At 62.8% G+C, this 23,169-nt stretch carries 21 protein-coding genes, 1 pseudogene and 1 riboswitch; of the genes and pseudogenes, 11 read left to right on the top strand and 11 right to left on the bottom strand.

Annotated features, from left to right (window positions below):
- Positions 1 to 188: 188 nt before the first annotated feature.
- The 3 genes from E8Q40_RS13585 to E8Q40_RS13595 all read left to right on the top strand — a co-directional run bounded on the left by E8Q40_RS13585 (position 189) and on the right by E8Q40_RS13595 (position 1,927).
- Positions 189 to 1,013, top strand: a complete 825-nt coding sequence (locus tag E8Q40_RS13585; RefSeq protein WP_137045060.1) for a DUF2189 domain-containing protein — start codon at positions 189 to 191, stop codon at positions 1,011 to 1,013.
- Positions 1,014 to 1,061: 48 nt separating this feature from the next.
- Positions 1,062 to 1,616, top strand: a complete 555-nt coding sequence (locus tag E8Q40_RS13590; protein WP_137045061.1) for a thermonuclease family protein — start codon at positions 1,062 to 1,064, stop codon at positions 1,614 to 1,616.
- Between the two features lie 95 nt (positions 1,617 to 1,711).
- Positions 1,712 to 1,927: a hypothetical protein gene (locus tag E8Q40_RS13595; protein ID WP_115517932.1), complete on the top strand. Its 216-nt coding sequence runs from the start codon at positions 1,712 to 1,714 to the stop codon at positions 1,925 to 1,927.
- Positions 1,928 to 1,931: 4 nt separating this feature from the next.
- On the opposite strand, the gene E8Q40_RS21985 is transcribed toward E8Q40_RS13595, so the two are convergent.
- The 3 genes from E8Q40_RS21985 to clpS all read right to left on the bottom strand — a co-directional run bounded on the left by E8Q40_RS21985 (position 1,932) and on the right by clpS (position 3,491).
- Positions 1,932 to 2,105: a hypothetical protein gene (locus E8Q40_RS21985; RefSeq protein WP_168197835.1), complete on the bottom strand. Its 174-nt coding sequence runs from the start codon at positions 2,103 to 2,105 to the stop codon at positions 1,932 to 1,934.
- 145 nt (positions 2,106 to 2,250) lie between these two features.
- Entirely contained in the window at positions 2,251 to 3,009 is a 759-nt protein-coding gene (locus tag E8Q40_RS13600) for an SDR family oxidoreductase (protein WP_137045062.1), read from the bottom strand.
- A 161-nt stretch (positions 3,010 to 3,170) separates the two neighbouring features.
- Positions 3,171 to 3,491 carry an ATP-dependent Clp protease adapter ClpS gene (gene clpS, locus E8Q40_RS13605; protein WP_137045063.1) on the bottom strand — a complete coding sequence of 107 codons (321 nt, stop codon included), beginning with the start codon at positions 3,489 to 3,491 and terminating at the stop codon, positions 3,171 to 3,173.
- A 192-nt stretch (positions 3,492 to 3,683) separates the two neighbouring features.
- On the opposite strand from clpS, the gene E8Q40_RS13610 reads away from it, so the two are divergent.
- The 3 genes from E8Q40_RS13610 (at position 3,684) to E8Q40_RS13620 (ending at position 6,221) form a co-directional block, all read left to right on the top strand.
- Positions 3,684 to 4,679, top strand: a complete 996-nt coding sequence (locus E8Q40_RS13610) for an NAD(P)-dependent oxidoreductase (RefSeq protein ID WP_137045064.1) — start codon at positions 3,684 to 3,686, stop codon at positions 4,677 to 4,679.
- Between the two features lie 90 nt (positions 4,680 to 4,769).
- On the top strand, positions 4,770 to 4,916 hold the full coding sequence (locus E8Q40_RS21990) for a hypothetical protein (RefSeq protein WP_168197836.1): 147 nt from the start codon (positions 4,770 to 4,772) through the stop codon (positions 4,914 to 4,916).
- Between the two features lie 723 nt (positions 4,917 to 5,639).
- Complete coding sequence (locus E8Q40_RS13620) at positions 5,640 to 6,221, top strand: glutathione peroxidase (RefSeq protein WP_137045066.1); 582 nt, start codon at positions 5,640 to 5,642, stop codon at positions 6,219 to 6,221.
- 119 nt (positions 6,222 to 6,340) lie between these two features.
- On the opposite strand, the gene E8Q40_RS13625 is transcribed toward E8Q40_RS13620, so the two are convergent.
- Positions 6,341 to 8,017 carry an EAL domain-containing protein gene (locus tag E8Q40_RS13625; RefSeq protein WP_137045067.1) on the bottom strand — a complete coding sequence of 559 codons (1,677 nt, stop codon included), beginning with the start codon at positions 8,015 to 8,017 and terminating at the stop codon, positions 6,341 to 6,343.
- A 263-nt stretch (positions 8,018 to 8,280) separates the two neighbouring features.
- On the opposite strand from E8Q40_RS13625, the gene E8Q40_RS13630 reads away from it, so the two are divergent.
- Complete coding sequence (locus E8Q40_RS13630) at positions 8,281 to 9,204, top strand: pirin family protein (RefSeq protein ID WP_137045068.1); 924 nt, start codon at positions 8,281 to 8,283, stop codon at positions 9,202 to 9,204.
- Here E8Q40_RS13630 and metA read toward each other — a convergent pair.
- Complete coding sequence (gene metA, locus E8Q40_RS13635; protein ID WP_137045069.1) at positions 9,182 to 10,147, bottom strand: homoserine O-succinyltransferase; 966 nt, start codon at positions 10,145 to 10,147, stop codon at positions 9,182 to 9,184. The two genes, E8Q40_RS13630 and metA, sit on opposite strands and share 23 nt — an antisense overlap.
- 43 nt (positions 10,148 to 10,190) lie before the next feature.
- Positions 10,191 to 10,297, bottom strand: a riboswitch (SAM-I-IV-variant riboswitch).
- 229 nt (positions 10,298 to 10,526) lie between these two features.
- On the opposite strand from metA, the pseudogene E8Q40_RS22230 reads away from it, so the two are divergent.
- Positions 10,527 to 11,752 (top strand): annotated as a pseudogene (locus E8Q40_RS22230) (DUF2254 domain-containing protein).
- Here E8Q40_RS22230 and E8Q40_RS13650 read toward each other — a convergent pair.
- The 5 genes from E8Q40_RS13650 to E8Q40_RS13670 form a co-directional block, all read right to left on the bottom strand.
- A complete protein-coding gene (locus E8Q40_RS13650; protein WP_246662839.1) occupies positions 11,749 to 12,645 on the bottom strand; it encodes an amidohydrolase family protein in 897 nt (298 codons plus the stop codon). The pseudogene E8Q40_RS22230 and the gene E8Q40_RS13650 overlap by 4 nt on opposite strands.
- A gap of 79 nt (positions 12,646 to 12,724) precedes the next feature.
- Positions 12,725 to 14,749 carry a glycosyltransferase gene (locus E8Q40_RS13655; protein ID WP_137045072.1) on the bottom strand — a complete coding sequence of 675 codons (2,025 nt, stop codon included), beginning with the start codon at positions 14,747 to 14,749 and terminating at the stop codon, positions 12,725 to 12,727.
- Complete coding sequence (locus E8Q40_RS13660) at positions 14,731 to 15,849, bottom strand: HlyD family efflux transporter periplasmic adaptor subunit (RefSeq protein WP_137045073.1); 1,119 nt, start codon at positions 15,847 to 15,849, stop codon at positions 14,731 to 14,733. Before E8Q40_RS13660 ends, E8Q40_RS13655 begins: the two co-directional genes overlap by 19 nt.
- A gap of 576 nt (positions 15,850 to 16,425) precedes the next feature.
- Complete coding sequence (locus E8Q40_RS13665; protein ID WP_137045074.1) at positions 16,426 to 16,830, bottom strand: hypothetical protein; 405 nt, start codon at positions 16,828 to 16,830, stop codon at positions 16,426 to 16,428.
- Between the two features lie 11 nt (positions 16,831 to 16,841).
- Complete coding sequence (locus E8Q40_RS13670; RefSeq protein ID WP_137045075.1) at positions 16,842 to 17,288, bottom strand: hypothetical protein; 447 nt, start codon at positions 17,286 to 17,288, stop codon at positions 16,842 to 16,844.
- 127 nt (positions 17,289 to 17,415) lie between these two features.
- On the opposite strand from E8Q40_RS13670, the gene E8Q40_RS13675 reads away from it, so the two are divergent.
- Entirely contained in the window at positions 17,416 to 18,240 is an 825-nt protein-coding gene (locus tag E8Q40_RS13675; RefSeq protein ID WP_137045076.1) for a helix-turn-helix domain-containing protein, read from the top strand.
- Between the two features lie 28 nt (positions 18,241 to 18,268).
- Here the strand turns inward: E8Q40_RS13675 and aspS are convergent, their stop codons facing one another.
- Positions 18,269 to 20,065 (bottom strand): aspartate--tRNA ligase, encoded by a 1,797-nt coding sequence (gene aspS, locus E8Q40_RS13680; protein WP_137046719.1) that lies wholly within the window; start codon positions 20,063 to 20,065, stop codon positions 18,269 to 18,271.
- Positions 20,066 to 20,327: 262 nt separating this feature from the next.
- On the opposite strand from aspS, the gene E8Q40_RS13685 reads away from it, so the two are divergent.
- Positions 20,328 to 21,956 (top strand): thiamine pyrophosphate-dependent enzyme, encoded by a 1,629-nt coding sequence (locus E8Q40_RS13685; protein ID WP_137045077.1) that lies wholly within the window; start codon positions 20,328 to 20,330, stop codon positions 21,954 to 21,956.
- A gap of 58 nt (positions 21,957 to 22,014) precedes the next feature.
- Positions 22,015 to 23,166: a ribonuclease D gene (gene rnd / locus E8Q40_RS13690; protein ID WP_137045078.1), complete on the top strand. Its 1,152-nt coding sequence runs from the start codon at positions 22,015 to 22,017 to the stop codon at positions 23,164 to 23,166.
- Positions 23,167 to 23,169: the final 3 nt, after the last annotated feature.

The raw sequence follows: 23,169 nt of genomic DNA on the forward strand, positions 1-23,169 counted from the left end.
TCGTTAGGGGGCGTTGGATGGGAATGCGAACTGGGACTGCGGCCTGCCCGGGGCCGACCAAACAATGCGGGCGATGACGCATGTCCGGATTTCTTCATTCCCTCATGTCGGCGTGACACAGCGATACCGCCTCCCCGCGCGCCGCCGCGCTATAATTTCTACAACAAGAATCTCCAGGGCAGGAAACCATGAGTTCCATGTCGGGCGAGCCTTCCACCTCCGGCAAATCCATCTCCGGCAAGACCGATCCGGTGGTGCGCACGATTACGGCGCGCGACGTTGCCGAGTCGCTGGCCGCCGGCTTGCGCGACTTCCAGGCGGCGCCGTGGATCGGCCTTGCATCCGGCGCGCTCTACGCCTTCGGCGGCATCGCCATCGTGCTCAGTGTCACGGCGCTCGGCCTGAGCTACCTCGCCTATCCGCTGGCCGCCGGCTTCGCGCTGATCGGGCCGTTTGTCGCGATCGGGCTCTACGAGGTCAGCCGGCGGCGCGAGACCGGCGAAGCGATCACGTTCGGCGCGGTGTGGCGCAAGGTGATGAGCCGCAGCGAGATCGGCTGGATGGCCTTCGTCACCGTGTTCGTGATGCTGATGTGGATGTATCAGGTGCGCCTGCTGATGGCGCTGCTGCTCGGCGTCAATGCCTCCTTCGCCTCGTTCGAGCAGTTCATCGCCGTGGTGCTGACCACCAATTCGGGCCTCCTGTTCCTCGCCATCGGCAATCTCGACGGCGCGGTGCTGTCGCTGATCCTGTTCTCGCTCACCGTGGTGTCGTTCCCGCTGCTGCTCGATCGCGACGTCGATTTCATCACCGCCATGATCACCAGCGTGCGTGCGGTGGTGACGAGCCCGCTGCCGATGATCGGATGGGCCGCGGCGATCGTCCTGCTGCTGATCGTGTCGGCGCTGCCGGCCTTCCTCGGCCTGATCGTGACCCTGCCGGTGCTCGGCCACGCCACCTGGCACCTCTACCGCCGCATCGTCGCGCCGGTCGCGGAGACGCAGCCGGCCTGAGGCGCGCCGCCAACCATTCGGTAACCGGCGCACGGCTAGCGTCGGCGCATGAGCACGGTCATCCAATTCGGCCGCCGGCGCCGCCGCGCCCCGCGTTTTGCGGGGCTGGCGCTGTTCGCGCTGATGCTCGGCGGCCTTGCCCTGTTCCAGGCGTGGCAGAGCCGTGCGGTCGTCGCCCCGCCGACGCCCGCCCTGCTCGCGGTCGAGGCCATCGACGGCGACACTTTAAGAGCGGAGGGCCAGCGCATCCGCCTCGCCGGCATCGACGCGCCGGAGCTGGCGCAGACCTGCCGCGATGCGCAGGGGCAGGCCTGGTCCTGCGGGACGGCGGCGCGCGCGCATCTGGCGGCGCTGGTCGCACAGGGCAGCGTCATCTGCACCAAACGCGGCGAGGATCGCTACGGCCGCATGCTCGTCACCTGCTCGGCCACCGGTGTGGCCGATGTCGCCGAAGCCATGGTGCGCGACGGCCATGCGCTCAACTATGGCCGGTATACCTCCGACTATGCCGGCGCCGAGCGCGAAGCCCGTGCCGCGCGACGCGGCCTGTGGCGAGGCACGTTCGACAATCCGGAAGACTGGCGGCGCGCGCGCCCGCGCTAGCGAGGCGTCATGCACAGCCCTGCCCGCACCTTTGGCACGAATCGCCGGCGGCGATAGCTTGGCGCTCGCGAACGGTTCATCACGGGGAAAGCGCCATGGCCAAGCGGACGACTTTGTATTCTTCGAAGGGCAAGAAGCTCTACGCGGTGCGCGACAAGGACGGCAAGTTCAAGGACATCCAGACCTACCAGCGCGCCCACGCCGCCGACATGCGGTCGAAGTCGAAGGCTGAACTCGCCACGGCGAAGAAGAAAAAGAAGAAGACCGCCAAAAAGGCGAAGAAGGCCGTGAAGAAGAAAAAGCGGCTCTAGCTTTTTAGGCGCGCTCGCGGACGTCGTAGACCTTCACCTCAAGGCCGGCGTCCTGCCCCTTCAGGGTCAGCCCGGCCGACAGCGCCTGGGTCAGCGAGCCGAACTGCGACACGCGACGCCCGCCGACCTCGACGATGTAGCTCGGCTCCCCGACCGGGGCCGATGGCGGCGAAGCCATCGTGGGCAAGTCGGAAGTACGGGCAGCGGCATTGTCCGGCATGGCAGCCTCGTTGCAGGCGGCCCGGGATTGTCGCCCCGGGGACCGCCGGCATCATTCCGCTGCCCCGTTAAGATTAGCTGAAAGGCTAAAAAGCCGAACAAAATCAAGCATGTTGGCGGTCGGAGTCGATCGGGATCACCTGCCCCGAAATGGTCTTACCGGCCGGAGAGGCAAGGAATACCGCCAGGGCGGCGATGTCCTTCGGATCGACGAATTTCTTGATCGATGTATAGGCGAAGGATTCGTCCTGCACTTCCTTCAATGATTTTCCCGAAAGCTGCGCCCGGCCCTGAAAGACGCGCTGGATGCGGTCGCCCTCGACCTGCCCCGGCGCGATGGCGTTGGCGCGGATGCCCCATGCGCCGAGCTCGACGGCCAGCGTCTTGGTGAAGCCGATGACGCCCCATTTGGTCGCCGCGTAAGGCGAGCGGTTGGCGAAACCGAAGCGTCCGGCGATCGACGACATGTTGATGATGACGCCAGCCTCCGACTCCTTAAGATACGGAATGGCAAGCCGCGTCACATCGAACATGCCAGTGAGGTTGATCGCCATCACCTTGTCCCAGTCATCGGGCGGATACTGATCGACCGGCAGGGTCATGCCGGCGACGCCGGCATTGTTGATGAGCACATCGATGCCGCCCAGCGCCTCGGCTGCCGACGGAACCATCTTCTCGATCTCGGCGCGCACCGCCATGTCGCAGCGCTTCGCCACCAGGCCGGGGATTTCCTTGGCGATCGCGGTCAACGCTTCGTTGTCGATATCGCAGACGAATATCTTGGCGCCCGTGGCGGCGAAAGCGCGCGCAAATTCGCGGCCGATGCCGGCGGCACCGGCGGTGATCAGGACTTTCTGTGGCATGCGTTTCCTTCCCGAATACTTATGTTGTGCGCGCACCATATACTATTTGCGGTCATTCCGGGACGCGACGCAGTCTCGGGCCCGGAATCCATATCCCCGGTCTGTGATTATGGATTCCGGGGCTCGCGCGTTGCATGCGCGCCCCGGAATGACGCGAAGCCTTACTCCTCCTTCTCCGTCGCAAAATACAGCGGATAGCCGTTCATCTTGCCGAGTTCGGTCGCTTCCTTGGCCTTAGTCTCGGCGACGTCGCGGGTATAGACCGCGATGACGCAAGCGCCTTTCTGATGCGCGGTCATCATCACGCGATAGGCTTGGCTTTCGTTGAGCCGGAACACGGCCTTGAGCACCTGCACCACGAACTCACGCGGCGTGTAGTCATCGTTGAGCAGGATCACCTTCCACAAAGGCGGCCGGGCGACCTTCGTTTTAGGTTTGGTGCGCGGCCTGGTCGTGGTGCCGGGATTGTCGGCCGGGCTCATGAGGACGCTCCATCAGTCACCACGCGACGCCGCGGTTTCCTGTTCCCGGCGCCATTCCCCCAATTGCCTATCTTTGCAAGTCCGGCCTAGATGCAAAAGCCCCGCCATCGCCATGCCAGGAAAAGTGGGAACCGGTTTTCCGTCCGGCATGGCGACAAAGGATGCGGGCCAAGAAACTCCGGGGGAAATCGCATGCCGACCGTCCTGCTCACCCATACGCCCGACATGCTCGCCAACTACTATGGCGACCGCGCACTCGCTGCGCTGCGCGGGCTCTGCAACGTCCGGCTTAACGACACCGGCAAGGTGCTCGACGCCGCGGCGCTGGCAAAACTGGCGCAAGGTTGCGAGATTATCGTCTCCGACCGGCAAACCGCCGGGCCCGCAGAGTTCTTCGCCCAGGCGCCCGCCTCACTCGCCGCCTTTCTCCGTGTCGCCGTCGATATCCGCAACATCGACGTCGCCGCCGCCTCGAAAATCGGCGTCCTCGTCACCCACGCCACGCCCGGTTTCATCCCGTCTGTCGCCGAGCAGACCATCGGTTTCATGGTCGATCTCGGCCGCCACGTCTCCCGCTACACTGCCGAGTATCGCGCCGGCCACGATCCGGAACCGGTGATGGGCCGACAACTGGCCGGCGCCACGCTCGGCATTCTCGGCTATGGCGCCATCGGCCAATATCTCGCCCGCCTCGGCGTCGCCTTTGGCATGAAGGTGATGGTGTCCGATCCCTTCAAGACCGTCAGCGAACCCGGCGTCGCGCAAGCATCGTTCGAGGATGTCGTGGCCGCATCCGACTTTCTGGTTTGCCTCGTCATCGCCAATGAAGAGACCGAGAACCTGATGAATGCCGCCGCCTTTGCCCGCATGAAGAAGTCGGCTTTCTTCATCAACATGTCGCGCGGCAATCTGGTCGACGAGAAGGCGCTTGAGGATGCCCTCGATCGCAAGTTGATCGCCGGCGCCGCCATGGATGTCGGCCGGGCCCCGGACCAGAAGCCATCGTTATTCCTCGCCAAACGGCCTGACGTGATTGCCACGCCACACACCGCCGGGCTGACGCCGGACGCTGCCGAGCATCAGGCATTCGACACGGTCAATCAGGTCAAGGACATCCTCGCCGGCCGGATGCCGCCCGGCGCCGCCAATGCCGGCGCTGCGTATCGGCTGAGTATTTTCAGCAAATAGTCGGCTGATTTCCGACGACGGCACGAGCGACGGAACTTTGTTCCACGACCGGCGTTGTAGGCATGCAATCTCCACAGGGGTGACCTGCTTATGAATCGAAACGTACTCGTCCTGGCCGTCGCTGTGCTTTGCCTCGCGGTCGGCGCGCTTGGCTATAAGCTTTACGAAGAGCAGCGCGAACCGAAAGGCGTGCAGCTCAATATCGGTGCGAACGGCATTTCGGTCGAAAAGAAATAGACCGCGCAACATCCGGCGCGAATTTTCGGCGCATTGGATTCTCTTTCAACGAACATTCGAACAGCAATTTACAACCGCTCGCGCCACCCCGGCGCGAGCGCGACTTTTTCGCGCAGCGGCACGGTATACGTCAGCCTTGCTGCTTCAATTGTCTTTCACCATCGATACGGTTAGCGGCGACGGTGTGGGGAAAGTGACGGACATTGGCTGGCGTGAATTGCGGCATTGATCGCAAGCGCGGCCGCAACGAAAGGAGGAGTTCATGAGCCCGCACGCCCGAAGCGACATCAATATCCTTCGGCGATCTCCGCGGTACCGCCCGGCCAATACATGCGCGCAATGTGGTGAAGCGCTTTATATGCCGGAGTACTCCGAGTGGCTGGACGCTGGCTATGCACGGCACCTGTGGCAGTGCGATGCTTGCGGCTACACATTCGAGACCACCGTTCATTTCGCAGCGGCGTAGTGCGCTGGAACCGGCAGGAGTGGCCCCGGGCCCGGCCCGGCGAGGCAAGATTGGGCCCTGCTCGTCGCGCACACGCCAGAAAGGAACCGGCTTAGACGCACGCGCCCTCGCCCCCAGAGCAACCCAGCGGCGTAGAAGCGGTAAGTCGGTTCCTTTCGCTTTCTTTTTCCGCTTTTCTTTTCAATGACAAAAAACGGACGCCTGTTCACAGGAAATTGTGGCGCGCCTCGCCGATTCCTGCCGCTAGACTTCACCCCATGATGATGCGCCGTACCCTGCTCTATGCCGTCGCCGGACTCGTCGCCGCGCCCCGCACCCTTCTCGCGCAGGCGCCGCCCCTATCCCAAGCCCAAATGTCGCAGGTGTCGGCCTACGCCTTCCGCTTCAAGGCCTTGAGCGGCAACGATATCGCGCTCGCCGACTTCGCCGGCAAGCCGATCCTCGTCGTCAACACCGCTTCGCAGTGCGGCTACACCCCGCAATATGCCGGCCTGCAGAAGCTATGGGCCCGCTATCGCGACCGGGGCCTCGTCATCATCGGCGTGCCGTCCAACGATTTCGGCGGTCAGGAGCCCGGCGGCGCTTCCGAGATCGCCAAGACCGCCCATGACGAGTACCACGTCACCTTCCCGCTCGCGGCCAAGGCCGGCGTCAAGGGCGCGGGCGCGCATCCGTTCTATCGCTGGGCCGCCGCTGAGCGACCGCGCGACACGCCACGCTGGAATTTCCACAAATACCTGATCGGCCGCGACGGCCGGCTCAAGGCCGCTTTCACGTCGGCGGTCGATCCGTCGGATCCGGGCCTGATCGTCGCGATCGAGACCGAGCTTGGCGCCTAGAGCATGATCCCGAAAAGTGGGAGCCGGTTTTCGGAAAAGATCATGCTCAAACAAAGAAGCTAGACCGTGCTCTGATTCAACCTGGATGGATCATGGTCTAGGATTACGTGAAGCAAAAACTAGGCGGCCGCCACGACCGGTGCCATGGCCGCATTGTCACCCAGCCCATCCATGGCATCCACCAGCTTGAGGAAGGCACTGCCCGGCAGAGGCGGTGCGAACACGTAGCCCTGCGCCGAGCGAATGCCGATTTCGCGCAGATGCATCACCTGCTCGAAGTTCTCAACGCCTTCGGCCACCACATCCATGCGCATATTGTTGGCGAGATCCACCAAGGTCTCGACGATGGTCGACGAATTGCGGTCGGTACCGATCGAGTCGATGAACATCTTGTCGATTTTGATGATGTCGACGCCGAGCTTGAGCATGTAGGACAACCCGCTGTGGCCGGTGCCGACATCGTCGATGGCAATGCGGATACCAAAGCCCTGAAGCGCGGCGATGATCTGGCGCGTCGCGGCGAAGTTCTCGATCGGGTCGCGCTCTGTCAGTTCGAGCACGACCTGCGCGAGTTTGATCGGCGACTTGGCAAAGATGCCGTAGACGTCCTTGACCACGGACTCGTCGGCGAACAGCCGGCTGGCGAAGTTGAACGAAATCTTCAGCCCCGGCCGTTCGCCGATCGCCTTGCCGGCCTCGTCACCGACCCGCCGCATCAGGTCGAGCGTCATGGCGCGGATCAACCCGCTCGATTCCGCGAGCGGAATGAAGGCCGCGGGCGGCACCAGAGTGCCGTCGGGCTTCTTCCAACGCACCAGCACCTCGGCACCGCGCAACTGCCCGGTCGTGATGTCGACGATCGGCTGGTAGTACGGCACGAATTCGCCGGCTGCCAGCGCGCGCTCCATCTCCAGAATCGGATTGTTCGGGTCGCGGCGAGCGATTAGCGCGGCAAACAGACCGAGGATCGCCAGTGCGAGGCCGCTGAGAAACAGGCCCAGCCATTTCAGCTCGGCGCCGCTGGCACCGATTAGCTTGTTCGGCACCATGACGAGTACCTTGAAGCCGTATTTGCGCGAGCGGTGCTCGGCCTTATAGCTGTCGCCGGCCGCAGTGGCAGCCGGGCGCCTGCCGAGCTCACCGAGAATGACCTGGCCGCGGGTTTCGACCGCGGCATAGAGGCCGCGCGGCGTGCCGTTGATGTCCGGACCGCTACTGAATTCATCATGAAGGTTCGGGTCGAAGGCATGAACCGCCACATGCGGCAGGAACATCCCCGCCGGGACCAGCGCGGCGATCGCATTGGAACCGGAGCCGAGCGGCCGGCGAATCCGGACCATCGGCTGCGAACCGGGCAGATTCAATACATCGAGCGAGTAGCCGACCTGCCCCTCCAGCGGTTCGGTCGACAATATCCGGCGCACCGTCTCGCGTTCGGCAGGCCCGACCCTCTGCTGCGACGAGCACATCATGCGGCCGCCGACGTCGAGGATGGAAATTTCCTTGATCAGGGTGGTCTCGAATGTGGCACGCTGCATCGCCTCGAGCGCGGTGGGGCCGCAATCGGCAACGCCGGCCGCGCTCAAGCCATCAAGTGTTCTGACAACAGCATCGGTGCGCTGCTCGACCAGCATGATCGCGTGGCGCGCGGAAATGTCGGCCTCTTCCCGGCCGTTCCGGTCAAGGACGCCGCTGAGCCAGAAATTGAACGCGACCAGAGGTGCACCGGCTACCAATACGCCAACTGCAATCGCAACAACGTTCTGGCGCGTAAAACCGCGCGCGAAAAGAAACATTACCGGCTCGTCCGACCATTCTGGTGCGGCCCCCAGTGAGCCACGGCGCCGTAAAAAGCCGCTTAAGCCTAAAGCCCGGCATTATTGGAAAACTCGCTGAAACGGCACTGCACGCATGCATGGTTAATGGCCGCCTAAGGTGGAAGCTCTCTTGGATACACGATTGCCGCACTGCAGGGGTGGAGCAGCCAAATGCCGCCATGACACGGGCTCTCTGCGGTATTAACGTATTTTGGACGATCACACAGCGACAGGAGCGGCGCATGAGCTTCTTTCCCGGCAAGGACCCCGAGGCCGGCAATGCCTATAGCTGCGACGCCCTCGCCCATGTCGTGGTGCCGCGCACGGTCGACCTCGGCGACGGCTTTTCGGTGCGGCGGGCCCTGCCCTCGGCGCGCTCGCGCATGGTCGGGCCATTCATCTTTTTCGACCATTTCGGGCCGGCGGAATTCCGCGCCGGTACTGGGCTGGACGTCCGCCCACACCCGCATATCGGGCTGTCGACCGTGACTTATTTGTTCGACGGCGAAATCATGCACCGCGATAGTCTCGGCACCGCGCTGGCGATCCGTCCCGGCGAGATCAACTGGATGACCGCCGGTCGCGGCATCGTGCATTCGGAGCGCACGGAAGCCGGCTTGCGCGAAACCGGCAGCCCGATCCACGGCCTGCAGATGTGGGTGGCGCTGCCCAAAGCGCATGAAGAAACCGCGCCGGGCTTTGCGCATCACGACACGGGCGAATTCCCGGTCGTCGAAGACAACGGCAAGATCGTTCGTGTCGTCACCGGCTCGCTCTACGGCGCGACCTCGCCGGTGCCGGTGCTGCACGAGACCATCTTCGCCGACGTCACGCTCAAGGCTGGCCAAACGCTGCCGGTCGACGCCGATCACGAAGAGCGCGCAGTCTATGTCGTCAATGGCGTCATTGACATTGCCGGCGACAGGTTCGAGGCCGGCCGGCTTCTGGTGTTCAAGCCGGGCGACAGCATCACGGTGACGGCGGCGAGCGACGCGCATTTCGTCGTGCTCGGCGGCGCGCCAATGGACGGGCCGCGGCACATCTGGTGGAATTTCGTCTCGTCCAGCAAGGACCGCATCGAGCAGGCCAAGGCCGACTGGAAGGCCGGCCACTTCGACAAGGTGCCCGGCGACGAGATCGAGTTTATTCCGCTGCCTGAGCGATGACGCGCGCGTTCGGCCCTGCCATTTCGACGGTGCCGATCTTGGCAACGTCGAACGGCGTCGTCTGGTAGATCTGGTTGATCCAGTTGCCAAACAACAGATGGGCGTGGCTGCGCCAGTGGTTGAGCGGCGGAACGTCCGGATTGTCGCCGGGGAAATAGTTCTTCGGCACTTCCACGGCGACATTGGCGGCGCGGTCGCGGAAATATTCGTCCGCCAGCGAGCCGCTGTCGTATTCGATGTGGTTGAACATGTGCAGCGCGCGATGCGCCGGATCGTCGATCAGACACACCCCGGCCTCGTCCGACTCCATCAGCACCTTCATGCCGCTCTGCGGCGGGATATCGGCGCGGCGCACCTCGGTCCAGCGCGACACCGGGATCGCGAAGTCGTCGGAGAAGCCGCGCAGATAGGGCGAAGTCCGGTCGAGCACGCGGTGACGGTAGACGCCGAACATCTTCTTGCCGAGCGCATATTTCGGCATGCCGTGGAAGCGATGGACCGCGGCCTGCGCGCCCCAGCAGATCGTCATCAGGCCGTGTACATGGGTTTGCGTCCAGTCGAAGATGCGTTCCAGCTCGCCCCAATACGTCACCTCCTCGAACGGCAGCGTTTCGACCGGCGCGCCGGTGACGATGAAGCCGTCGAACTTCTCCTCCCGCACGTCTTCCCAGTTGCGATAGAAGGACAGGATGTGATCGGCCGAGGTGTTGCGCGGCACGTGCTCCGACATCTTGACGAGCGTCATCTCGATCTGCAGCGGCGAGGCGCCGAGCAGGCGCGCGAACTGCGTCTCGGTCTTGGACTTGTTCGGCATCAGGTTGAGCAGACCGATCCGCATCGGGCGAATATCCTGCCGGACCGCATCCTTCTCGAGCATGACGCTGACGCCTTCCGCTTCCAGAATGGAGCGCGCGGGCAGATTGTTCGGAATCTTGATCGGCATGGATACAGTCGGTCCTCAATCTCGTGAGCGCGACCGACTGTGACTGAGCCCGTTTCGTTGCCGGTTCGGCCACATCCTCCCTTTCGGGGAGCGCCACCTTGCTCGGGAAGCAGGTTGGCGTCGGGCGATGCCCAACTCTTGATGCTGGCTAATGAATATACGTTCGGGAGCCGGTCCGCAAGCAGCCGGTCCTGGCGGCCCCGGCGCGAGGTTGACGGGATACCAGGGCCCAGCCCTCCGACGGAACGATACCGGCCCACCGGGGTTCCACATCCGCCCCTTCCATCGTCCCCGAATAGGAGCCCACTTGATTCCACGACTGCTGACGATCTGGGACAATGTCCGCACCAGCCTGTGGGCCATGCCGCTGGTCATGGCGATGACCGCCGCATTGCTGGCCTTTGTGATGCGCAGCATCAACATCGATATCGGCGACGATCCGGTCTGGTTTCTGTATAGCGGCAGCGCCGAGCAGGCCCCGCAATTCCTTGGCAATCTTGTCGGTGCCATGATCACGATGGCGACGCTCGCGATCTCGATCACCATGGTGGTGCTGACGCTGGCGGCGCAACAATTGGGGCCGCGGTTGATCCGCAATTTTATGAGCGACTGGCAAACCCAGGCATCGCTCGGCCTGTTCATGGCGACCGTGGTCTATCTGCTGCTCGTTTTGCGCAGCACGTATGGTGATGGCTCGGTTGCCAATCTTGCGGTGACGGTCGGCACGATACTTGTGCTTGCGAGCCTTGCCAGTCTGCTGGTCTTCGTTCATCACCTCGCCCGCGCCATCATCGCCGACAATGTGATCGATCGCGTCGGCGCGGCGCTCGACCGTGACATCCGGCGCCTGCTGCCGGAGAAACATGCCGAGCAGCCCCCGTCGCTGTCGTCGGAAAAACCGCGACCGGTATCATTCCCGTCGCGACCGGCGGCTATGTCCAGGCGGTCGACATCGGGGCTCTCGTGCGCCAGGCCGCCGAAGCCAAGGCGCTGATCGAACTGCAGGTTAGGCCCGGCCAGCACGCCGTTCCCGGCACCACGCTGGCCCGTGTTTCCCCGCGCATGGCGGCCGAGGATCTCGCCCGCCCGGTGCAGTCGGCCTTTGTCGCCGGCCGTACCCGTACCGCCGTGCAGGACCTCGAATTCTCCGTGCATCAATTGGTCGAGGTCGCCCTGCGCGCCCTGTCACCGGGGATCAACGATCCATTCACGGCGATCGCCGTCATCGACCGGCTGACATTGTCACTGCGGCTGGTAATGGATCGCGGCGCCGCGCAATCGCGTTTCGCCGATGACGAAGGCATCGTCCGTCTGGTACTTCCGGTGTCCACCTTCGAGGGGCTGACCGATGCGGCCTTCAACCAGATCAGGCAGACGGCCGAAGGACACGCCGCCGTTCTGATCCGTCTGGCCAAGAATATCGGGGAATTGCTGGAGCTGGCCAACGAGCGACAACGCCCGGCGCTGGAGAAGCATTTGCGTCTTGTGGTCAACGCCGGCGGCCGCAGCATAAAGGAAGACGACGATCGCAACGACCTCAAGGCAACCATCGACGCTGCGCGATCGAACGGTCGCAACGGCGAGGCATCGGGAGCCGGCGGTTAATCGACCTTCGCCGCGCCGAACAGACGCGCCGCGTTGCCCCAGGCGATGCGCTGCGCCTGCTCGCGCGGTAACTGCTTGAGCCATGAGCGATACTCGCCCATGATGTCGTCGTAGCTCGCCCAGCGCTCGTTGATCCATGTGTCCGAGCCAAGCAGGAAGCGATCGGAGTAACGTGCGAACAGGTCGCGCCACTCGGGCGTGAGTGCGCTTCCTCGCGTGATGCCGCCGCGATAGGAAAGCTCGCCCCACAGCATCGGATATTTGTCGAGCAGTTCGGCGACGCGCGCGGGTGGCGTTGAGAATCCAGTGTGGGCCCAAATGATCTTGGCCTTCGGGTTATGCTCGAACAGGATCAGCAGCGCTTCCTCATCGGCATGGGCATGCAGATAAAGATCGTTGGCGACGGCGAAATCAACGATCTTCTTGACGATCGGATTCCAGGCCGACTTGCCGTAGAGATGGAATTCGCCAATGCCGCGATAGTAGCCGCGCTTGAACTCGCTCTCGATCAGTTCGATGCTGAGCGGATCGCCGAACCAGGTCTGAATGTCGGCGCGCACGCGGTAAGGCCTTATGAACGGCACCACCCACAGGCCCGGCGCCTTCTGATCTTTCTGGGCTTGCATCAACTGATGCGTGCCCTTGTTCGGCCGGCTGGTGGCGAGGATGCCCTTGACGTTGTTGCGGTCGAAGACCTCGATCACCTTGTCGAGCGAGAAGAACGGATTAGGCTCTTGGTTGTAGTGCATGTGGGCGTCGAAGATCGGCATCGCCGCCGCGTCTTGCGCGCCGCCTTGCACAACGCCTTGCGCCTGCGCGCGTCCGGGCCAGCTCATCAGAACCAGCGCGGCGAGCCCCAGAGCCGCCAGAAATATCAGCCGTTCGAAACGCATGGACCTCCTCTCCACGGGGCGATCCTAGCGCGGGGCGTGCCGCCTCGCGATCACATCTTCGATAGATCAATTGTGGCGTTCAACCGGGCATCTTGGGGTGTGCGGCCGGAATGGCGGCATGCTGCGGCACGTCGCCGAAGGCGCGGCCCCACAGGCGGTCGATGATGCGGCCGAACTTCAGCGCCTCGATGTCCTGAGAATAGCCGCCCGTATAAAGCTTCACGATCAGCTGATCGCGGATGTCGGGCGCAAGGGGCTGATGCACGAGTATCAGTTCACGACCGTTGTCCCGCCGATCCCGCATCTCAATCTTCGCCGCAAAGGGCGCCACATCGGAAACCGTCAAGGTCGCCAGCTGCCCGACCGAGGAGGATAGATCCGCCGTCGTCTGCGCTGTCGATTCATCCATCGCGATGGCAACAAGGCGAACAGGGATCGCCCGGTCACCGAGGACGAGTTGCGCCTGTTCGTCGGCGGCGAACCGTTGGTGCTCGCTCCGCGGCGCCTCGAAGCACATCAGCGCCGCCACCAGCAGGATGAGAATACTCAAGGCCGCCCAGTACTTCGCGATGCTCGAAAACTCAAAATTCTTGGCTGGCGCCCATTCCGGCACAACGTTCAAAAAAAGGCCCGCCGCCGTCACAATCAGGATCGTCATGATGCAGGAGAAGGTGTACGTGTCGAAACGCGCCTGCCCCTCGACCCCTTTCGGCGTAACGCGAAACGGCACCCCGAATGGCCTGATCAAACTGCTGATGACGACTGGAAGCAGCCGGAACGTAGCAAAGACACCGACAGCGGTCGATATGACCGGCAAGTACCTGTTCGGTGCGAGCCAACGGATGAACAGAAAATACGCCACTAGCACGGGAACCTGATAGTAGAGGATATCGTCCACGCCCGTGAAATAGAGCGGCGATAATCCGGTCCACAAGAACACGGCCGGAACGATGATGCCGACAAAGCGGACGAAATATTGCAGCAGCCAACTCACGGGCAGGAACATGATGCGCTGGAACAGCGTCAACCCGGGACCGCGGATCGGCCCGCTCTTGACATAAAGCGACTGGATGGCGCCACGGCACCAGCGGCTACGCTGGATGAAGAATCCCTCAAGGTCTTCCGCCGCAAGGCCCATTGACAACCGTTCATTCAGGTATCGCGTGATGTAGCCCTTGTTGAGGCACGCGAGGGTAGTCAGCAAGTCCTCAGTGATCGACTCGGTAGGTATGCCGCCCGCAGCCTCGATCGCCTCGCGCCGCAGGACCGCGCATGAGCCGCAACAGAAGCTCACATTCCAGGCGTCACGGCTTGCCGCCATTTCGTCGAAAAACAGGCGCTGCTCGTCGGGCCAGTATTCCTCCAGCGACAGGTTGGACTGGATCGGGTCCTTGTTGAAGAAGTGCTGCGGCGTTTGCACGATCCCGATCCGCGGATCAGCAAAGAACCCAAGAGTGCGACGCAGGAAGATACGGAAGGGGACAAAATCGGCATCGAATACGGCGACGAATTCGCCCCTGCTGAGGCTGAGTCCATGGTTGAGGTTTCCGGCTTTGGCGTCGGCATTGTCGGGCCGCGTCACATGGATGACGCCCTCCTCTTCGCAAAATTTGCGCAACCACTCCCGCCGCCCATCGTCAAGCACATAGATGTTGAGCTTCTCTTTCGGGTAGTCCAGCGCGCACGCACCGACAATGGTGCGTTCGAGGACGCTCAGAGGCTCATTATAGGTTGGGATAAAGATATCGACCGTCGGCAGCCAATCCCGGCCACGGGAGAAGAGATTTGACTCCAGCCGGTCGGCCTCCGTACTCCGGTCGACATAGCGACTCATCGTCACCATGAAAAATGCGGCTTCGATGAACGCGAAGCACTCAATCAGAAAGATGAAGTATATCCACATGGAGGCCGCGCTGCCGTCGAACGGTTGCTGTAAAACCGTCGCGGTAAAACGCCAGATCATGTAACGCAGGGCGAGAGCCAACACAGCCGTACAGGCAATGGTGCGCGCCCAGGTCCGTTGGCGGGGCCAATTCAGAACGCCGACCAGATAGAAGGCGAGAACCAGGAAAGCCGGCCCCAGGGCTAGGAGATGCTGAACCATAGGCTCCGCAACCAGCGCAAGAGGGGGACGCTTCGCCTCCGGAATCGCACATGAACCGTGCGGCCGACCTGGCAGAAATTCCGATAATCGGTGTTGAGGTCGGACGGCACCAATTCGATACGAATTTTTGCGTATTTCCCCTCGGTCCGCGGAAGAGAGGCTGCGAGTATCCTGTCTTCGAAATCCGCGCGACTGCCCCTGACGAAGGCCACACGGCCGGGAATGGAATCGCTGCGCCCGAGCAAGCGAACCTCGGCGTCCCGCCCCGGATAAATGTCGTCGTAATCAACCTCGTGGACCAAAATCTCCACGAACAGGTCGCGGCAATCGAGGATGTTGACGAGTTCTTGTCCGACGGTCACGTTCGATCCGGTGGCGACGAAATTACGCCAGACCACGCCGGTCAGCTCGCTCAGCACCGATGCAAATCTGAGCCTCTCGGTACGGGCTTCCTCGTCCGCAATCTGTTGCTGAAACTTGACGATCCGTGCCTCCTGTTCGACGCGCATGGCCAAAAGGCTTTTGAGCGCCAGATCGATTTCGTCGACGCGCTGCAACGAATACGGCACGTCGTTACGCCCTTCTTCGATATACACATCGTTCTCGATTGCCGCACGTTTGCGCCGCAGTCGATCCAGTTCGTTCCTCGCACCCTCCAGTTCATGTTTGGCGACATCCTCGCCGGCAACGGATTTTTCCAGCTCCATCGCGGACAGATGCCCGGAGGATCGCAGAGACTGCTTGCGTTCGAGATCGCTCTTGCGTTCCGTCCCGCGCGCTTCGCTGGAGCCGATACGCTCCTCCTGGCTGGCAATTTCCCGATCCGTATTCTCCAGCATCGCCTTACGATAGACGGCGAGACGCCGCAGCATGTCATCGCGCAGCGACTGCAGTCCGGTTTGGCGCAACAGCGATGCCTTCAGTGCCGCCTGCGTTGCGCGCAACTCTGCCTGATGTTCGCTCAGCATAGAACGGTTGACGCGCTCATTCTGTATGATCAGCAATTGCTCACCCTCGGATACGGTTGTGCCGGCTTTGGGCGGACTATTGACGACGGCCCCTTCGATCGGCGCGGCGACGACCACAAAGCGGGCGTTCACCGTCCCATCCAGACTCGTGTATCCCGTAAGGCCCGGCAGAATGGCTATCAGGCCAAGGACAAGCAGGGCCAGTCCGACACCGATGCGTACGCTGCGGCGATTTCAGAACATCCGTGCATATCCAAAAGTGCGATGCCGAATATTCTGTAAAATACCGCAAGAGCGGGTGTTGCCCTATGTCAAATTAAAAACTTCAAATCAGAATGATCAGGCGCAGCGACGGCATGACGCCTGCCTTTTCATGGTGCGGCGTATGATATCAATATAATTGTACTACCGACGAAGCCAGCATCAGTTTCGGCGATACCACCTGCGACACTGGCCTTCAATTGAAGAGGCGTCGCGTGCCGCCGCTGGGTTTATTTCTTCGGCAGATCGATCCTGATGCTCAGTTCCTTGAGCTGCTTCGGCGTCACTTCGGCTGGCGAGCGCGCGGCTTTGCTCTATCGAGCCACACCATCACAGGAACGCGCTCCGCGATGCTAGCGATAGACAGTGAATTAACTCAAGAACAGCCACAATCCTGCGGCCGGGCCAGTCACCTTCCCGACCCCCCGATCGTTTCACCCATTTTCGTCAGCTGGCGGTCGACCCGGCGTGATCCGACAACAGTTTTCGCGCAATCGCCATGGCCTCGTCGTGTGACGAGGCGAGCATCATTGGGTAACCCCAGAATTTCGCGAAGGTGATGCCGAACGCCTTGAACGCGAGGCGCTTGGCGGCGCTCGGCTCGACGATGATCATCGCCAGCACGAGCTTGCGCATTTCGGCCTTATGTTTCTTCATCCACAGCGAGGTGCGCTTCTTTTCTTCCTGGCTGTGCTCATGGTCCTCGCTCGGGGCGGAATCCGTCAGCACCACGAACGGCTCGCCGCGCTTCAGATTCTCTTCAAACGATGCGAAGTCCTCATCGTGGTCATGATCGGGTGCGTCTGCATAATCCAACCAGACGAAGGGGAAATTTGAATTGTCCATTGGCATGGATTGGTCCTTTATCGGGGATTGATGCTGATCATGCGGCCCGAAGGCGCCGCCCCGACATCGCAATTGCGAAGATGCCGCCACGACATCGCGATCGCGAATGAGCCGGGAAGCGTGATGGCTAACAACGCCAAGAAAACGAGATGGCCGCCATCGCGGATGCCGTCGAACACGCCCGAGAGCGTGGTCAATGCCACGAGAACCCCGCCGAAGATGAGCGACACCCAATTGGCGGTCGGCCGATCGATCAGCGCCAGCAGAGCCGGGATCACCCAGGCCCCATAGAAGGCCGAGATCACCCAAACTTGGGCGGCGGTGAAATTGAGCGCAGGCGTCGCCCCGTGCGATCCGGCGGAGGCATTCAAATAGGAGAAGATCTGGATCGTGGCGTAGATTATCGCGCCAACCGCCGTGATAAGCCAAACGAGCGAAAGGCGGCTTTGTCTCTTTTCGTCCATCTTGATCCATCCAAAATCTGGTCAGGGGCCGGCGACCGATGTCGGCCGGAGCCTTGCCGCCGACGATAGGCAGACCCGCTAATGGCGTCATTGCGCAACTCGGACATTGTATGTTTTGATCCGGCCAATGCGGCAGCGCAGCGGGGCCCCCGTGTATTTGGATGTCCGTGGAGATTGGTCTTCGTATGTCGATGAGGTCCCTCGCGATCTCGTCGCGGCCAACGGGGTCGGCAGCCTGGAGAGCATGGAGCAATCAAAGCGTCACCATCACGAAAAGGCGCAGTTGCTCTATTCCACCCGGGGCATCATCAACATCGAGGTCGATGACGGCGTCTGGATCGTACCGCCGCAATGCGCCGTCTGGATTCCCGGCAGTTTGCCGCATGCCGCATTCGGCTCGGGCGAAGTCGAGTGCATCTGCCTTTGCGTTGCGCCGGATGCGGCTGCAAATCTGCCGGTCAGATGTTGCACGATCGCGGTCTCGGGTTTGCTGCGGCATCTGCTGATCAGGGCCAGCGAGATTCCGGAGCGCTATGAGGTCGACGGCCCGGACGGTCGCATCGTTTCTGTACTTCTCGATGAGCTGGCCAAGGCCCCAGTCGAGGAACTCCGCCTCCCGATCCCCTCCGATCCGCGCCTGAAGCATCTCGCCGAGCTTTTGGTCACATCCCCGGCGGATCACGCGACCGTTGCGGAGTGGGCCCGCCGGGTCGCGCTCAGCGAGCGCAGTCTCAGCCGCATGTTGATGGAAGAGATCGGCATGAGTTTCGGCCGCTGGCGTCGCCAGTTACACGTCATCCTCGCCCTTCGGCGGCTGAGCGCCGGCCAGACGGTCCAGACCGTCGCGCTCGACCTAGGCTACGAGAGCGCCAGCAGTTTCGTGACCATGTTTCGCAAGATGATCGGCAAGCCGCCGAGCCGCTATCTCCAGGAGCAGCGGAAAGCCGTCTGAGCCGCGGTGAACAGCGCCGGAAACCACACTACTTCTTCGGCAGATCGATCCTGATGCTCAGTTCCTTGAGCTGCTTTGGCGTCACTTCGGCCGGCGCGCCCATCATCAAATCTTCGGCCTTCTGGTTCATCGGGAACAGCACGACTTCGCGCAGGTTCTCTTCGCCGGCGAGCAGCATGACAATGCGGTCGATGCCGGGCGCGATGCCGCCATGCGGCGGAGCGCCGAGGCGGAAGGCGCTCAGCATGCCGCCGAACTTGGCCTCCAGCACTTCCTTCGGATAGCCGGCAATCGCAAAGGCCTTCTCCATCACCTCGGGGCGATGGTTTCGGATGGCGCCCGACGACAATTCGGTGCCGTTGCAGACGATGTCGTACTGATAGGCCTTGATGCCGAGGATTTTGTCGGCGTCGTTCGCATCGAGCGCGAGGAATTCCTCGACGCCCATCTGCGGCATCGAAAACGGGTTGTGCGAGAAGTCGATCTTCTTGTCTTCCTCGTTCCATTCGAACATGGGGAAGTCGACAATCCAGCAGAATTCGAAACGGTCCTGCGCGATCAGGTTGAGTTCCTGCCCGACCTTGGTGCGCGCCGCTCCAGCGAACTTGTAGAAGTTCTTCGGCAGGCCGGCGACGAAGAAACACGCATCGCCAACCTTGAGGCCGAGCTGGTCGGCAATCTGTTTGGTGCGCTCGGGACCGATGTTCTTGGCCAAGGGACCTGCGCCGCCCTCCTCGCCTTCGCGCCAGAAGATATAGCCGAGGCCCGGCTGGCCTTCGCCCTGCGCCCAGGAATTCATGCGATCGGCGAAAGCGCGGTTGCCGCCACCGGGCGCCGGAATGGCCCAGACCTGCGCCTTGGAGTCGCCGGCGAGAATGCTGGCGAAAATCTTGAAGCCCGAGCCGCGGAAGGCTTCGCTGACATCCTGCATCACGATCGGGTTGCGCAGGTCCGGTTTGTCCGAGCCGTATTTGGTGATCGCCTCGGCATAGGGGATCATCGGAAACTTCGGCGTCACCGACTTGCCGTCCGCGAACTCCTCGAACACGCCGCGCATCACCGGCTCGACGGCATTGAACACATCGTCCTGCGTGACGAAGCTCATCTCGAGATCGAGCTGATAGAACTCGCCTGGCGAACGGTCGGCGCGGGCATCCTCGTCGCGGAAGCACGGCGCGATCTGGAAATAGCGGTCGAAGCCCGCCACCATGATGAGCTGCTTGAACTGCTGCGGCGCCTGCGGCAGCGCGTAGAACTTTCCGGGATGAATGCGCGAGGGCACGAGATAATCGCGCGCGCCTTCCGGCGACGATGCGGTCAGGATCGGCGTCTGGAATTCGAAGAAGCCGGAATCCTTCATGCGCTTGCGGATCGAGTCGATGACGCGGCCGCGCAGCATGATGTTGTTGTGCAGCTTCTCACGGCGCAAATCGAGGAAGCGGTACTTGAGGCGGATGTCTTCCGGATAATCGGCATCGCCGAACACCGGCATCGGCAGTTCGGCGGCGGCGCCGAGCACCTCGATCTCGGAGACATAGACCTCGACCTGGCCGGTCGGGAGGTCGGGGTTTTCGGTGCCTTCGGGGCGTTGGCGGGCTTTGCCGTCGACGCGGATCACCCACTCCGAGCGCAGGGTCTCGGCGAGCTTGAACGCCTTGGAATCCGGGTCGCACACCACCTGCGTGATGCCGTAGTGGTCGCGCAGGTCGATGAACAGCACACCGCCATGGTCGCGGATGCGGTGGCACCAGCCCGACAGGCGGACTTCCTTGCCGATGTCGCTCTCGCGCAGCGCGCCGCAGGTGTGGGAACGATAGCGATGCAGTGACATTCGGGGCTATTCCGGCAAACGATTCACGGATTGGGGTGGAGGCGGGCGAAAAACGCATGGGGGGTGGGCTTTGTCAAGCCGAGCCCGGACCTGCCCGAAGCCGCTGGAAAGCCCTGCAAATCCGCGCCTCGACAGACTCGAAGGGAGCCTGCACACTTACCCTCCAGGGGGAGTGTCCGGGTAAGCAATGCCAAAATCAGCTGCCAGAAAGCCTGCCACCAAGGCCCCAAAGAAGGCCAAAACGGCCCTAACCGACATGTCCACGGCCGAGGCCACGGTCGAGACCTTGCTCGCCCACGGACTGAAGACGATTTACGCCCTGCCCGGGGTCCATAACGACCATCTCTTCGACGCCTTGGCTCGCGCCGCCGACCGGCTCGCGGTCGTTCATACCCGCCACGAACAGGGCGCGGCCTATATGGCGCTGGGCGCGGCCCTGGCAACCGGCAAGCCGCAGGCTTATTCGGTGGTGCCCGGCCCAGGGCTTCTGAATTCGGGCGCGGCGCTGCTGACCGCCTATGGCATGAACGCCCCGGTGCTGGCGCTGATCGGCCAGATTCCGGCCGAAGCGATCGGCCGCGGCCAGGACCACCTGCACGAGATCAAGGACCAGGCCGGCATCCTGTCGCGGCTGGTCGACCACACCGTGATGTTGCATGGCGCCGCTGAGGCGCCAGCCAAGGTCGCCAAGGCGATCCGGTCCATGGCCGAAGGCCGGCCGGGCCCGGCGGCGCTCGAATGCGCCATCAATGTCTGGGGGGCGCGCGGCAAGGTGGAGCCGATCCCGGCACCTTCCCCGCCCCGCCAGCCGCGTATCGACGACGACGCGATCAAGCGCGCGGCCAAAATGCTCGGCAAGGCCAAACGTATTCTCATCGTCGTCGGCGCCGGCGCGCTTGACGCATCCCCCGAAGTGACCTGCCTGTCGGACATGCTGCAAGCGCCCGTTCTGGCCTATCGCCGTGGCAAGGGCATTCTCGATGGACGAAGCCCCTTCGCCGTCAACCTGCCCCTCGGTCATGAACTGTGGGGCGAGGCGGACGCCGTGCTCGCCATCGGCACAAGACTGTTCGCGCCGATGACACAATGGGGCATCGACCGTGATCTCAAGATCGTCAACGTCAACGCCACCGCCGAAGGCGCCGCCAAATTCCACAAGCCGGACGTGGCGCTGATCGGCAATGCCGCGCCCGTGCTGCGCCGGCTCATCGACACGCTCAGCAAGACCAATGACAAGCGCGCACCCCGCGCTGACGAGATGCACGAGCGGCAGGCCAGGATGCGCGCGCGGCTGGCCAAACTCGGGCCGCAACTGGAATTCCTCGACGCCATTCGCACTGAACTGCCCGAGGACGGCATCTATGTCGACGAGGTCACGCAGATCGGCTTTGCCGCCCGCCTCGCCCTCCCGGTCTACAAGCCGCGCACCTTCCTGTCGCCCGGCTATCAGGACAATCTCGGCTGGGGTTATGCCACCGCGCTCGGCGCGCAGCATGCGAGGAGCGACGTGCCGGTGGTCTCGATCAACGGCGACGGCGGCTTCATGTTCACGGCCAATGAACTGGCCACCGCCATGCGGCACCGCATCCCGCTCACCGCCATCGTCTTTACCGACGGCGCCTTCGGCAATGTGCGGCGTATCCAGCAGGAGCAGTTCGGCAACCGGGTGATCGCCTCCGATCTCGCCAACCCGGACTTCGTCAAGTTTGCCGAGAGTTTCGGCGCCCGCGGCATCCGCGCCCGGAATCCGGAAGAATTGCGCGGCGCGTTGCGCGATGCCTTCAAGGCGGGCGAGCCCTCTGTTATCGAGGTGCCGGTCGGCGCCATGCCCAGCCCCTGGGAGTTCATCCACATGCCGCCGGTGCGCGGCAAGGTCAAACGCTGATATCCGGTTTCCGAAACCGTGCGTGATGAACGCACAACGCTGAGAAGGCTTCTCGTTGATGTCCCCCCTTGTTACGACCTCCGCCGAGCTCGCCGCTGTTTGCGAGCGCATGGCGAGCCACGAATTCGTCACCGTCGACACCGAATTCCTCCGCGAGACCACCTATTATCCCCTGCTCTGCGTCGCGCAGATGGCGACCGACGACGAAGCCGTCGTCATCGACGCGCTGGCCCCGGGCATCGACCTTGCACCGTTCTTTCAACTGATGGCCAATGAGAAGGTCATCAAGGTGTTTCATGCCGCGCGGCAGGACATCGAAATCATGTGGAACATGGCCAAGACCATTCCGCATCCGATCGTCGATACGCAGGTCGCCGCCATGGTGCTCGGCTATGGCGATTCCATTTCCTACGACCAGCTCGTGCAGCGCATCACCGGCGACGTGCTCGACAAGTCGAACCGCTTCACCGACTGGACTCGCCGGCCGCTCACCGACGCGCAAGTATCCTACGCACTGTCCGACGTCACGCATTTGCGCGCCGTCTACGTCAAGCTAGCCGCCGATCTGGCCAAGCGCGGCCGCGCCAGCTGGGTCGAGTCCGAGATGGGCGTGCTCACCTCGCCCGAGACTTATCGCATGGACCCGGAGCGAGCGTGGGAGCGGCTCAAGACGCGCGTGCGCAAGCCGAAGGAACTTGCGGTGCTGATGGAAGTGGCGGCCTGGCGCGAGCGCGAGGCGCAGACCCGCGACGTGCCGCGCTCGCGCGTGCTCAAGGACGACGTCGTCGGCGATGTCGCGACGCAGATGCCGACCACGATCGAACGGCTCGGCCAGTTGCGCTCGCTGCCCAAGGGCTTCGAACGTTCGCGCTGGGGCGAGCAAATCGTGGAGGCCGTGACGCGGGGCCTCGAACGCGACCCGAAGACGCTGCCGCGCTTCGAGCGCTCGCGCCCGGCGCAAAATGGCGCGGCCATTGTCGAACTGCTCAAGGTACTGCTGCGCATGACATCGGAGAGCCACGCTGTGGCTGCCAAGGTCATCGCTACCGTGGACGACCTCGACCGCATCGCCGCCGACGACAACGCCGACGTGCCGGCGCTCAAGGGCTGGCGGCGCGAACTGTTCGGCGACAAGGCGCTGGCGCTCAAGCACGGCAAGCTGGCGCTGGCCATCGAGAAAGGCCGCGTGGTCGCCAGCGAGAAGGGTTGACTG

Origin of the sequence: Pseudolabrys sp. FHR47, assembly GCF_005153485.1 — a bacterium.
Taxonomy (GTDB): Bacteria; Pseudomonadota; Alphaproteobacteria; order Rhizobiales; family Xanthobacteraceae; genus Pseudolabrys.